Below are 13,720 nucleotides of genomic sequence, written 5' to 3' on the forward strand. Positions count from 1 at the left end.
CCCCACGACACCCGGGAGTTGACAGACCATGGCGGGCGAGGACAAGCTCCGCGACTATCTCAAGAAGGCCGTCGCCGACGCCCGCGAGGCGCGCCGGCAGCTGCGGGAGATCCAGGAACGGCGCCACGAGCCGATCGCGATCGTCGGCATGGCGTGCCGCTACCCGGGCGGGGTGAGCTCGCCGGAGGACCTGTGGCGGCTGGTCGTCGACGGCGCGGACGCGGTCACCACCTTCCCGGACAACCGCGGCTGGGACCTGGACGCCCTCTACGACCCGGACCCCGACCACACCGGCACCTCCTACGGCCGCGAGGGCGGCTTCCTGCACGAGGCCGACCGGTTCGACCCGGAGTTCTTCGGCATGTCGCCGCGCGAGGCCGTGGCGATCGACCCGCAGCAGCGCCTGCTGCTGGAGACCGCCTGGGAGAGCCTGGAGGACGCCGGTCTCGACCCCACCACCCTGCGCGGCTCCCGCACCGGCGTCTTCACCGGGCTGATGTACAGCGACTACGGCTCCCGGCCGCACCTGCCGCCGGAGGACTTCGAGGGCTACCTGTTCAGCGGCAGCGCGGGCAGCATCGCCGCCGGCCGGCTGTCGTACACGTACGGCTTCGAGGGCCCGGCCGTGTCCGTCGACACCGCCTGCTCCTCGTCCCTGGTCGCCCTGCACTTGGCGGCGAACGCCCTGCGCAACGGCGAGTGCGACCTCGCGCTGGCCGGCGGGGTCACCGTGATGTCCACGCCCGTCGCGTTCGTGGAGTTCTCCCGGCTGCGCGGGCTCGCCCCCGACGGCCGCTGCAAGTCCTTCGGCGCGGACGCGGACGGCGTCGGCTGGGCGGAGGGCGTGGGCCTGCTCGTGGTGGAGCGGCTGTCGGACGCGCGCCGCAACGGCCACCAGGTGCTGGCCGTGCTGCGCGGCAGCGCGGTCAACCAGGACGGCGCGAGCAACGGCCTGACGGCGCCGAACGGTCCTTCGCAGGAGCGGGTGATCCGGCAGGCGCTGGCGGACGCGGGTCTGGCTCCGGCGGACGTGGACGTGGTCGAGGCGCACGGCACGGGTACGCGGCTGGGTGACCCGATCGAGGCGCAGGCGCTGCTCGCCACGTACGGCCAGGACCGCGAAGAGCCGCTCTACCTCGGCTCGTTGAAGTCGAACATCGGGCACGCGCAGGCCGCCGCCGGTGTCGGTGGGGTCATCAAGATGGTGCAGGCGATGCGGCACGGGCTGATGCCCCGGACGCTGCACGCCGAGGAGCCGTCGCCGCACGTCGACTGGTCGGCGGGCGCGGTCGAGCTGCTGACCGAGGAGCGGGAGTGGCCGCGCGGCGAGCGCCCGCGCCGGGCCGGTGTCTCCTCCTTCGGCTTCGGCGGCACCAACGCCCACGTCATCATCGAGGAGGCCCCCGCCCAGGTCTCCGACGACACCGACGGCACCGAGGACGCTCCCGCGCCCGTCCAGGTCCCCGTCCTGCCCTGGCTGCTGTCCGGCCGTACCCCCCAGGCCGTCGCCGAGCAGGCGGAGCGGCTGCTCGCCCACGTCGAGCGCGACCCCGCCCTGCGACCGCTGGACGTGGCGTACACCCTCGCCACCGCCCGCGCCGCCCTGGACCACCGCGCGGTGGCCGTCGGCGACGACCGCGACGCGCTCCTCGCGGAACTCCGCACCCTCGACCCCGTCACCGCCTCCGACGCCGCTCTCGGCTTCGTGTTCTCGGGTCAGGGTGCGCAGCGGGTGGGGATGGGCCGTGGGCTGGCGGCGGTGTATCCGGTGTTCGCGGCTGCCCTGGATGAGGTGTGCGGGGTGCTGGATCCGTTGTTGGGTGGGTCGTTGCGGGAGGTGATGTTCGCGGAGGACGGTTCGGGTCGTCTTGACCGGACGGGGTGGACGCAGCCGGCGTTGTTCGCGTTCGAGGTGGCGTTGTTCCGTCTGGTGGAGTCGTGGGGTGTGGTCCCGTCGGTGGTGGCGGGGCATTCGGTGGGGGAGTTGGCGGCGGCGCATGTGACGGGTGTGCTGTCGCTGGAGGATGCCTGCCGGGTGGTGGCTGCTCGCGCGCGGTTGATGGAGGCGCTGCCGGAGGGTGGCGTGATGGTGGCGGTGGAGGCGTCGGAGGCCGAGGTGGCTCCGCTGCTGGAGGGCCGTGAGGCGGAGATGGGTATCGCGGCGGTCAACGGACCGAACGCGGTGGTCGTGTCCGGCGACGAGCCCGCCGTGGAGGAGGTCGTGGCGCACTTCTCCGCCTGGGGTCGCCGGGTGCGGCGGCTGTCGGTGTCGCACGCGTTCCACTCCCCGCGGATGGAGGGGATGCTGGAGGAGTTCCGGACCGTCCTGAAGGAGGTCGAGTTCGGCAGCCCCCGTATCCTGGTGGTGTCCACGCTGACCGGCCGGCTCGCGACCGGCGAGGACCTGCGCAGCGCCGACTACTGGGTGCGGCAGGTCCGTGAGGCGGTGCGTTACGCGGACGCGGTCACGGCCATGGAGGAGGAGGGCGTCCGTACGTACCTGGAGATCGGTCCCGGAGGGGCGCTGGCCGCTCTCGCCGCGCAGTCCGTGCGTGACGCGGACGCCGTCGTCGCCACCGCCTCGGTCCGGCCCGGCGTGCCCGAGGCGGAGTCCGTGGTCCGGGCCGTCGGCCTGCTGCACGCGCGGGGCGTGACCGTCGACTGGGAGGCGTTCTTCGCCGGGTCCGGCGCCCGCCGGGTGTCCCTGCCGACGTACGCCTTCCAGCGCCGCCGCTTCTGGCTGGACCAGCTCGTGCCCGCCGAGGGCGACACCGTCCGCGTGGCCGCGCCGGCCGCCGCGCAGGCGGAGACGGCGTCCGAGCCCGAGGTCGTGCCGCTGCCCGAGCGGCTGGCCGAACTGGCCGTCGCGCAGCGCGAGCAGTACGTGCTCCAGATCGTGACCAACCTCGTCGCGACCGTCCTCAAGCACGGCGACCCGTCGGGCATCGCACCCGACCGGCCCTTCCAGGACCTCGGCTTCGACTCCCTCACCGGTGTCGAACTTCGCAACCGGCTGGCCAAGGCGACCGGCCTGACCCTGCCCGCCACCGTGGTCTTCGACCACCCCAACCCGGCCGCCCTCGCCGCCTTCGTCCTGAACGCGGCCGGCCCCGCCCCCGACGAGCCCTCCCGCGCCGTACGGGACGGACTGGACCGCCTGGAGGCGTCGCTCGAGGCGCTGCCGGCCGACGCCGACACCCGCGCCGAGGTCGAGGCGCGCCTGCGCGGCCTGCTGGAACGACTGTCCGGCACGGTGCCGGCCGCCGCTTCGGCGCCGGCCGACCCCGCCGTGCAGGAGCTGATCGCCTCCGCGTCCGCCGACGAGATCTTCGACTTCATCGACACCCAGCTCGGCCGGGCGGCGGACTGACGCGGCACGGGGCCGCCCCCGCGGGCGGCCCCGCACCGGCCCGTACCTGTCCTGCCCCGGCGCTCAAGGAGAGGCTTCCTTTCGCATGTCCGCACAGCAGCCCACCCAGCCCGCGACCCCCGCCCCGACCTCCTCCCCGCAGACCAAGGAACAGAAGCTCGTCGACTACCTGAAGTGGGTGACCGCGGACCTGCAGAAGGCACGCGAGCGGATCGCCGAACTGGAGTCGGCCGCCGACGAACCCGTCGCGATCGTCGGCATGGCCTGCCGGTTCCCGGGCGGTGTCACCAGCCCCGACGACCTGTGGCGCCTGGTCGTGGACGGCCGTGACGCGATCGGCCCGTTCCCCGACGACCGCGGCTGGGACCTGGAGGCCCTCTACAGCCCCGACGCGGACGACCTCGGCACCTCGTACACCCGCGAGGCCGGATTCCTGGACGGCGCCGCCCTGTTCGACGCCGACTTCTTCGGCATCTCGCCCCGCGAGGCGCTGGCCATGGACCCGCAGCAGCGGGTGCTGCTGGAGACCGCCTGGGAGGCGCTGGAGGACGCCGGCATCGATCCCGCGTCGCTGCGCGGCTCGCGCACCGGCGTGTTCGCGGGCGTCGTCGAGCAGAGCTACCTCGGTCTGGCGGGCCCCGAGGAGCTGGAGGGCTACCTGATGACCGGGAAGCTCAGCAGCGTCGCCTCCGGCCGGATCGCCTACACCCTCGGCCTCGAAGGGCCCGCGCTGTCCGTGGACACCGCCTGCTCCTCGTCCCTGGTCGCCCTGCACCTGGCCGTCGAGTCCGTCCGCAGCGGGGAGTCCACGCTCGCCCTGGCGGGCGGCGCCACCGTCACGGCCACGCCGGGCGGCTTCGTCGACTTCAGCCGCCAGCGCGGCCTGGCGCCCGACGGCCGCATCAAGTCCTTCGCCGCCGCGGCCGACGGCACGTCCTGGTCGGAGGGCGTCGGTCTGCTCGTGGTGGAGCGGCTGTCGGACGCGCGCCGCAACGGCCACCGGGTCCTCGCGGTCATCCGGGGCAGCGCGGTCAACCAGGACGGCGCGAGCAACGGCCTGACGGCGCCGAACGGTCCTTCGCAGGAGCGGGTGATCCGGCAGGCGCTGGCGGACGCGGGTCTGGCTCCGGCGGACGTGGACGTGGTCGAGGCGCACGGCACGGGTACGCGGCTGGGTGACCCGATCGAGGCCCAGGCGCTGCTCGCGACGTACGGCCAGGACCGCGAACAGCCGCTCTACCTCGGCTCGTTGAAGTCGAACATCGGGCACACCGTCGCAGCCGCCGGTGTCGGCGGGGTCATCAAGATGGTGCAGGCGATGCGGAACGGCCTGATGCCCAAGACCCTGCACGTGGACGAGCCGACCCCGATGGTCGACTGGTCGGCCGGTGCGGTCGAGCTGCTGACCGAGGCGCGGGAGTGGCCGCGCGGCGAGCGCCCGCGCCGGGCGGCGGTCTCCGCGTTCGGCGTCAGCGGCACCAACGCCCACGTCATCCTGGAAGCGCCCGAGGAGGAGCCGGCCGCCGAGGAGCAGGGCGGTGACGAGGAGACGGCCGCGGCGGCCTCGCTGCCCGCCGTCCCCTGGTTCCTGTCCGCCCGCGGTGAGCAGGCCCTCGCCGCCCAGGCGCAGCGGCTGCTCGACCACCTCGCCGAGCATCCCGCCCTGACCCCCGCCGACATCGGCTACTCCCTGGCCACCACCCGTACCCTGCACGACCACCGGATCGCCCTCACCGGCGGCGACCGCGACCAGCTCGAAACCGCCCTGCGGGAACTCGCCACGGACCCGTCCCGCGCGGTCACCGGCCCCCTGACGACCGCCGGCGGCCTGGGCTTCGTGTTCTCGGGGCAGGGTGCGCAGCGGGTGGGGATGGGTCGTGGGCTGGCGGCGGTGTATCCGGTGTTCGCGGCTGCCTTGGACGAGGTGTGCGGGGTGCTGGATCCGTTGTTGGGTGGGTCGTTGCGGGAGGTGATGTTCGCGGAGGACGGTTCGGGTCGTCTTGACCGGACGGGGTGGACGCAGCCGGCGTTGTTCGCGTTCGAGGTGGCGTTGTTCCGTCTGGTGGAGTCGTGGGGTGTGGTTCCGTCGGTGGTGGCGGGGCATTCGGTGGGGGAGTTGGCGGCGGCGCATGTGACGGGTGTGCTGTCGCTGGAGGATGCCTGCCGGGTGGTGGCTGCTCGTGCGCGGTTGATGGAGGCGCTGCCGGAGGGTGGCGTGATGGTGGCGGTGGAGGCGTCGGAGGCCGAGGTGGCTCCGCTGCTGGAGGGCCGTGAGGCGGAGATGGGGATCGCGGCGGTCAACGGACCGAACGCGGTGGTCGTCTCCGGCGACGAGCCCGCCGTGGAAGAAGTGACCAAGCACTTCGCGGGGCTGGGTCGCCGGGTGCGGCGGCTGTCGGTGTCGCACGCGTTCCACTCCCCGCGGATGGAGGGGATGCTGGAGGAGTTCCGGACCGTCCTGAAGGAGGTCGAGTTCGGCAGCCCCCGTATCCTGGTGGTGTCCACGCTGACCGGCCGGCTCGCGACCGGCGAGGACCTGCGCAGCGCCGACTACTGGGTGCGGCAGGTCCGGGAAGCCGTGCGTTACGCGGACGCGGTCACGGCCATGGAGGAACAGGGCGTCCGCACCTACCTCGAGATCGGCCCCGACGGCGTCCTGACCGCCCTCAACCGCTCCGTCCTCGCCGACCGCACCGGCACCCGCGCCCTCGCCCTCCAGCGGCGCGGTCGCGACGAACCCCTGAGCCTGGTCGACGGGCTGGCCGAACTGCACCTCGCCGGGGGCCGCGTGGACTGGGAGGCGTTCTTCGCCGGGTCCGGCGCCCGCCGGGTGCCCCTGCCGACGTACGCCTTCCAGCACCGCCGCTACTGGGTGGACGCGTCCGCCGCCTCCGCCGACGCGGGCGGCCTCGGCCTCGACCGCGCCGACCACCCCCTGCTGGGCACCGCCCTCACGCTCGGCGACAGCGACGAGACGCTGTTCACCGGGAGCGTGTCGGCCCGCAGCCACCCGTGGCTCGCGCAGCACACGGTGGCCGGCGAGACCGTGGTGACCGGAGCCGTCCTCGCCGAACTGGCGATCCGCGCCGGCGACGAGACCGGCTCCACCACGCTGGAGGAACTGACCCTCGACGAACCCCTCGTCCTGCCCGGCGAGGGCGCGCTGCGCCTCCAGATCCGGGTCGGCGCCGCCGACGCCGACGGCCGGCGCGCCCTCACCGTGCACTCCCGGCCCGCCGACCCCGGGGCGACCTGGGTCCGGCACGCCCACGGCGTCCTCGGCAGCGGACCGCTCACCCCGCCCGCCGCGCCCGACGCGGACCGCACGGCACCGTGGCCGCCCGCCGGCGCCACCGCCGTCGACCCCGACGAGCTGTACGCGGGGCTCGCCGCGGCCGGGGTGTCGTACGGACCGCGGCTGCGCGCTCTGACCGGCCTCTGGCAGCACGACGGCGACCACCTCGCGCAGCTGCGGATCAGCGACGAACTCGCCGAGCAGACCGACGGGTTCGGCATCCACCCCGTCCTGCTCGACGCGGCCCTGCACCCCGTGCTCGGCCCGCTCACGGCGCCGGTCCGCTGGCAGGGCATACGGCTGTACGCGACCGGCGCGCGGGAGCTGCGCGTGCGGATCACCCCGCGCCCCGGCACCGGAACGTACGCGCTGCACCTGTCCGACCCGGCCGGCGCCCCCGTCGCCGACATCGACGCCGTCACCCTCGGCGCCCTCGACCCGGACGGCCTCGGCGCCGCCCGCACCCGCGACCACGACGCGCTGTTCCGGCTCGCCTGGACGCCCCGGCCGCTGACGCCCGCCACGCTCGCCTGGGCGGAACTCGCCACGGACGGCGACGACCCGGACCCCGGGAGCATCGCCGCGGCCGTCCGCGCCGGTGCCCGGGTCGACGCCGTGCGCGTCCACCTCGCCACACCGTCCGGCGTCCACGCCCCGCACGCCGTCCACGCAACCGCCGGACGCGCCCTGGAGCTGGCCCGGGCATGGCTGGCCGAGGACGCCCTGGCGGACGTCCCGCTCACCGTGGTGACCAGCGGCGCGGTGTCCACCGCCGACGGCGAGGACATCACCGACCTCGGTGCCGCCGCCGCGTGGGGCCTGCTGCGCTCGGCCCAGTCCGAGGCGCCCGGCCGGATCGTCCTCGTCGATGTCCCCGACCCCGGCGCGCCCGGACTGGAGGCCACCCTGTCGGCCCTGGTCGCCTCCGGTGAACCGCAGGCCGCCGTACGGGACTCCGGTGCGTCCGGCACCGCCGTACGGGACTCCGACGCCCCCGGCGTCCGCGTCCTCGTGCCCCGGCTGGAGCGGGCCGCCCGCGTGCCCGAGGGCTGCGACCCGGTGTGGGACCCGGACGGCACCGTACTGATCACCGGCGGCACCGGCGCCCTCGGCGGGCTCTTCGCCCGGCACCTGGTGACCCGGCACGGCGTACGCCACCTGCTGCTGGTCAGCCGGCGCGGCGCGGACGCCCCCGGCGCCGACGGCCTGCTCGCCGAACTGACCGGCCTCGGCGCCTCGGTGACCATCGCCGCCTGCGACGTGTCCGACCCGGACGCGCTCGCCGGACTGCTGGCCGCCGTCCCCGCCGAGCACCCGCTGCGCGGCGTCGTGCACACCGCGGGCGTCCTCGACGACGGAGTGATCGCCGCCCAGACCCCCGACCGGCTCGCCGCGGTGCTGCGGCCCAAGGCCGACGCGGCCTGGCACCTGCACGAACTGACCCGGGACCTCGGGCTGACGGCGTTCGTGCTGTTCTCGTCCGTCGCCTCGGTGGTCGGTGGCCCCGGCCAGTCGACGTACGCCGCCGCCAACCTCTTCCTCGACGCGCTGGCCCGCCACCGCGCGGCGCACGGACTGCCCGCCACCTCGATCTCCTGGGGCCTGTGGGCCCAGGCCTCCGAACTGACCGGCAACCTCACCGAGACCGACCTCAAGCGCATCGCCCGCAGCGGCTTCCTCCCGGTCGCCACCGAACAGGGCCCGCGCCTGTTCGACCTCGCCCCGCGCCTCGGACCCGACGCGGTGGCCACCCCGCTCGACCTGGCCGTACTGCGCGAACAGCCGCGGATCCCGGCCGTGCTGGGCACCCTCGTCCGCGTCCCGCGGCGGCCCACCGCCCACGGCCGCGCCGAGGACGCCTCCTCGCTCGCCGACCGGCTGGCCGCCCTCGACGACGAGGACGCCCGGTACGCCGCCGTCCTGGACGCGCTGACCGCGGAGATCGCCCGGATCCTGGGCCGCTCCGGCCCCGACGGCATCACCCCGGACCGCTCCTTCCCACAGCTCGGCCTCGACTCGCTGACCTCCGTGGAACTGCGCAACCGGGTCGCCGCGCTCACCGGACTGACCCTGCCCGCCACCGTCGTCTTCGACCATCCGACCCCGCAGGCCCTGGCCGGCCACGTGCTGGCCGAGCTGGCACCCGGGGACGGCGAGGGCGGCGACGAGACGGGCACCGACCGGGTCGACTACGCCGCCGACATCACGCTGCCCGACGACATCCGCCCGGCCGCCGAGGTCGTCCGCACCGTCGACGACCCGCGCGAGATCCTGCTCACCGGGGCCAGCGGCTTCCTGGGCGCGTTCCTGCTGCGCGACCTGATGCGCACCACCACCGCCCGCATCCACTGCCTGGTGCGCGGCGCCGACCAGCGGGCGGCGTACGAGCGGCTGCGCGGCAGCCTGGAGTGGTACCGGGTCTGGGACGAGATCGACGAGGACCGGCTCACCGTCGTCGTCGGCGACCTCGCCGAGCCACGGCTCGGACTGACCGAGGAGCGGTTCGACCACCTCGCCCGCACGGTCGACGTCGTGTACCACGCCGGCGCCTCGGTGCACTGGCTCCAGCCGTACCAGGCGCTGCGCACGGCCAACGTCGGCGGCACCCGGGAAGTGCTGCGGCTGGCCGCCCGGCACCGCACGGTCCCCGTCCACCACGTCTCGACGGTCGGCGTGTTCGACGGTCCCGTCACCCCGGGCGTACCGCTGAAGGTCACCGACCCGACCGGCCCGGCCGAGGTGCTGCCGAGCGGCTATCTGCGCAGCAAGTGGGTCGCCGAGCAGGTCGTCGAGCTGGCCCGGGAGCGGGGCCTGCCCGTCTCGGTCTACCGGGTCGACGTGATCTCCGGCGACCGGGACAACGGCGCCTGCCAGACCCGGGACTTCGTCTGGCTCAGCCTCAAGGGCCTGCTCCAGGCCGGGCTCGTGCCGGCCGGCACCGCCGGCCGCTTCCACCTGCTGCCGGTGGACTACGTGAGCGCCGCCATCCTCGGCATCTCCACCCGGCCGGACGGCGCCGGCGGCACCTACCACCTGTTCAACCGCAGCTCGCTCAGCCTCGCCGACTGCGTGACCTACCTGCGCCGCCTCGGCTACCGGCTCGACGAGGCGGACGCGGAGCGGTGGCGTCAGGCGGTCCGCGCGGACCGGGACAACGCGCTCCAGCCCCTGCTGCACGCGTTCGAGATGATGACGTCCGACACCGACGCCTTCTACCCGGCCCTCGACACCGGCGAGACGGAGGCCGCGCTGGACGGCACCGGGATCAGCTGCCCGCCGCTGACCGAGGAACTGTTCACCAAGTACGTCGAGTTCTTCGTCCAGGAGGGCCACTTCCCGCCCGCGCCCTGAGCGCGCGAGACGAACGGGCCGCCGGCCGCCGCCCCCGGTGCGGGGCGACGGCCGGCGGCCCGCCGCGGTCGCTTCGCGGACCTCGTCCGCGGACCTCAGAGGATGTCCGAACCCGGGTCGAGGCCCAGCAGCACCCGCCCCTGCACCTCCAGGTTGGGGTGCAGATGCGTCAGCGCGTGCATGGTGAAGCCGAGGATGTCGCGGTGGTAGCGCTGGAAGGGCACGCTGCGCTTGAGCACCGAACCGCCGCTCATCGAATACAGGAGCTGGACGGCCTCCTTCGCCAGCTCCCCCACGAACGCGGTCTGCCCGCGCACCTGCGCCCGCTCGGCGTCGGTGAGCGGCACCCCCGCGTCGGCGCGCTCCTGTTGCAGCGCGATCACCCGGTCGGTGAGCGCGGACCCCGCCGTGATCCGGTTCGCCGCGGCGGCCACCTGCTGCTGCACCAGCGGATGCCGCCGCTGGTCGTCCCAGCCGGTGTAGGTGATGCCGCGCCCGGGCAGCCGCTCCAGGAACAGCTCGTAGGCGCCGCGGGCGATGCCCAGCGTCATGGTCGCGTACAGGGACATCACGAACGCGACGGCGCCGTAGCCCCGCCCCGGCACGTCGCAGTTCCACCGCTCACCCGTCCGCCCGGTCAGCGACCCGGAGTAGGAGATGAGCCGGTGGGCGGGTACGAAGACCCGCTCGGCGACCGCGGTGGCGCTGCCGGTGCCGCTGCCCGCCGAGACGTCCCAGTCGTCGATGATGGACAGGTCCGCCATCGGTACGAGGGCGAAGAACTGCTCCTCGGTGCCGTCCGGGCCCTCCAGCACCGCACCCAGCAGGTCCCAGTCGGCGGCGTGGCAGCCGGAGTTGTACCCCCAGCGGCCGGTCAGCTCGAAGCCGTCCTCCGTGCGCGTCAGCCGCCCGGCCGGCGCGAAGCCCAGGGACACCCGCACCGAGCCGCCGTCGAAGACCTCCTTCTGCGCCTCGTCCGGATACAGCCCGGCCATCAGCGTGCCGGTCAGCCACGCCGTCATGTTCCAGCCCGTGGACGGGCAGGCCCGGGCCACCTCGGCCACCACCTCCGCCTGCTGCGCCAGCGGAAGGTCCAGACCGCCGAACCGCGCGGGCACCGCCATCCGGAACACGCCCGCCCGCTCCAGCAGCCTCAGCGTCTCCCGCGGCACCCGCCCCCGCGCCTCCGCCTCGTCGCCACGGGCCCGGATCACGGGTACGGCGGTGCGGACGGCCTCCAAAACGGCGGTTGAATCCTGATGAATGGTCACGCGTTCCTCCGAACTGGGTGCGCCCGCGGGAATGGGCATTCCGCCGGAAGGTAACGAGGGTTTCCCATTCGCGAGGCACCGCCCGGTAATGAACCACTCATCGTCCGGTAATCGGCTGGTAATCGGACGGGAATCGGGTGGGAATCGGATGGGAACCAGATCGGGTTAGGGCAGGGATCGGACAGGAATGCGACGGGAATGAGGGCCGGATCCCAAAGGATTCCGGCCCTCATTCGGATGGGTGACCGTCGGGGGAGCGGGCGGTGTGCGACCGCCGTTCCGGATCAGGACGCCACGGCCTGATCCGCCCGCCGGTCGTACTCGGCACGCGCGGCGGCGATCTCGTTCTGGTGCTCCTCGGTCCAGATCACCAGGCTGCGGATGGTGTCGTGCAGGGTCACCCCCAGGGGCGTCAACTCGTAGTCCACACGCGGCGGGACGACCGGATGCACGGTGCGTTTCACCAGGCCGTCCCGCTCCAGCTGGCGCAGGGTGACGGTCAGCATGCGCTGGCTCACCCCGTCGATCCGCCGGCGCAGTTCCGAGAAGCGGAGACTGCGGCGCTCCAGCAGCGCTATCACCAGCAGGGACCACTTGTCCGCCACGCGGTCGAGGATATGCCGGACCTCGCAACCCTGCCGGACGTCCCACTGCAAAGCGTCGTACTCGTCTTCGGTACCCGCGCAGTGAGTCGGTGACTTCAAAGTGCCTTCTTCCATAGTCCCCGAGCCTGCCTCAAGATGCCTGTGGTTACAAGTGGGAACCGCCTACGACTCCGGCACACGCGGTGTTTTGAGTCAGGACCATCGGCGGTCGCCCCGATCTGTTTCCGTCCTGTTCTCGCGTTATCTCCAACAAGGAGTCATTTCCGTGTCCGCACTGCAATCCAATCAGGGCAGCGGCACCGATCGCATGAGTGGGCGCGCTTGGGGCGTGCTGTTCGTGCTCTGTGGTGCGATCTTCCTCGAGGGCGTCGACGTGGCCATGCTCAACGTGGCCCTGCCGTCCATCCGGGCCGACCTGGGGCTGTCCACCGGCATGCTCCAGTGGGTCATGAGCGCCTACGTCCTCGGGTACGGCGGATTCATGCTGCTCGGCGGCCGTGCCGCCGACCTGTTCGGACGTCGCCAGATGTTCCTGTTCTGGCTGACCGTCTTCCTGCTCTTCTCCGGCCTGGGCGGTCTGGCCACCGAGGGCTGGATGCTGATCGTCGCCCGGTTCGTCACCGGTGTGGCGGCGGCCTTCATGACTCCGGCCGGTCTGTCGATCATCACCACGAGCTTCGAGGAGGGCCCGCAGCGCAACAAGGCCCTGCTCGTCTACTCGGGCACCGCGGCCGGCGGCTTCTCCATCGGCCTGGTCGTCGGTGGTCTGCTCGCCTCGGCCGACTGGCGCTGGGTGTTCTTCGCCCCGGTGATCCTTTCGTTCGTCATCCTGGTCGCCGGTGCGATCCTCATCCCCAAGTCGGCCAAGCCCGACCGCAACGGCCAGAGCATGGACGTGGCGGGCGCGATCAGCGTCACGGCGGCCATCCTGCTCCTGGTGTTCTCCGTCGAGCGCGCCAGCCACGAGTCGGCCGGCACCACCGCGCTCACCGTGGCGGCCAGCCTGGTGCTGTTCCTGGCGTTCGTGCTGATCGAGCGCAAGACCGCCTCGCCGCTGGTCCGGCTCGGCATCTTCCGCAGCGGCAGCCTGGTCCGCTCCAACATCGCCGGTCTGCTGTTCGCCGCCGGGTTCTTCGGCTTCCAGTTCATCGTCGTCCTGTACCTGCAGGAGCTGCGCGGCTGGTCCACGCTGGAGACCAGCTTCGCGATGATCGTCATCGGCATCGACGCGATCCTGTCGCCCACGCTCACCCCGAAGCTGGTGAACAAGTTCGGCAACGCCCGGGTCATCTTCGGCGGTCTGCTGCTGGCGACGCTGTCCTACGCGCTGATGCTGCCGCTGGGTCTGGACTGGACCTACCTGATGATGTTCCCGAGCCTCATCATCCTGGGCCTCGCCTTCTCGCTGGCCTACGGTCCGCTGACCATCGTCGCCACCGAGGGCATCGAGGAGGAGGAGCAGGGCGTCGCCGGCGGTCTGCTGTACACCTCCTTCCAGTTCGGTGCGGCCCTCGGTCTCTCCACCGCCACCACCGTGATCACCGCGGCGACCAACGGCACCAGCGACGCGGCCGTCCTCGACGGTCACCGTGCGGCCCTGTTCGTCCCGCTGGTGGCCGCCGCGCTCGCCGCCGTGATCAGCATGTTCGGCCTGCGCGGCAAGTCCGGCGCGGCGTCCGCGGAAGCCGCCCCGGTCGCCGACCCGGTCCTCGAGTCGGTCGAGACGAGCCGCTGACCCCCCACACGGCCCGCCACCGGGCCCTCTTCGCCCCAGGCCACCCCCCATCCCCTGAGGCGAACCCCTCCGCAGGCCCCGGGCACCCAGCCC

At 73.4% G+C, this 13,720-nt stretch carries 4 protein-coding genes and 1 pseudogene; 3 read left to right on the top strand and 2 right to left on the bottom strand.

Annotated elements, in window-relative coordinates; translation table 11 throughout:
* Nucleotides 1-28: 28 nt before the first annotated feature.
* Both ACIG0D_RS24825 and ACIG0D_RS24830 read left to right on the top strand, forming a co-directional pair.
* A pseudogene (locus ACIG0D_RS24825) lies at nucleotides 29-3,370 on the top strand (type I polyketide synthase); the annotation flags it as partial.
* A gap of 85 nt (nucleotides 3,371-3,455) precedes the next feature.
* Entirely contained in the window at nucleotides 3,456-10,016 is a 6,561-nt protein-coding gene (locus ACIG0D_RS24830) for a type I polyketide synthase (RefSeq protein ID WP_399804770.1), read from the top strand.
* A gap of 95 nt (nucleotides 10,017-10,111) precedes the next feature.
* Here the strand turns inward: ACIG0D_RS24830 and ACIG0D_RS24835 are convergent, their stop codons facing one another.
* Both ACIG0D_RS24835 and ACIG0D_RS24840 read right to left on the bottom strand, forming a co-directional pair.
* On the bottom strand, nucleotides 10,112-11,287 hold the full coding sequence (locus tag ACIG0D_RS24835; RefSeq protein ID WP_399804773.1) for an acyl-CoA dehydrogenase family protein: 1,176 nt from the start codon (nucleotides 11,285-11,287) through the stop codon (nucleotides 10,112-10,114).
* Between the two features lie 284 nt (nucleotides 11,288-11,571).
* Nucleotides 11,572-12,006 carry a winged helix-turn-helix transcriptional regulator gene (locus ACIG0D_RS24840; RefSeq protein WP_399804775.1) on the bottom strand — a complete coding sequence of 145 codons (435 nt, stop codon included), beginning with the start codon at nucleotides 12,004-12,006 and terminating at the stop codon, nucleotides 11,572-11,574.
* A 193-nt stretch (nucleotides 12,007-12,199) separates the two neighbouring features.
* On the opposite strand from ACIG0D_RS24840, the gene ACIG0D_RS24845 reads away from it, so the two are divergent.
* Nucleotides 12,200-13,627, top strand: coding sequence for an MFS transporter (locus ACIG0D_RS24845; protein ID WP_399805269.1), 1,428 nt, complete (start codon nucleotides 12,200-12,202; stop codon nucleotides 13,625-13,627).
* Nucleotides 13,628-13,720: the final 93 nt, after the last annotated feature.

It is taken from the genome of Streptomyces sp. NPDC052773 (assembly GCF_044547145.1).
Classification (GTDB): domain Bacteria; phylum Actinomycetota; class Actinomycetes; order Streptomycetales; family Streptomycetaceae; genus Streptomyces.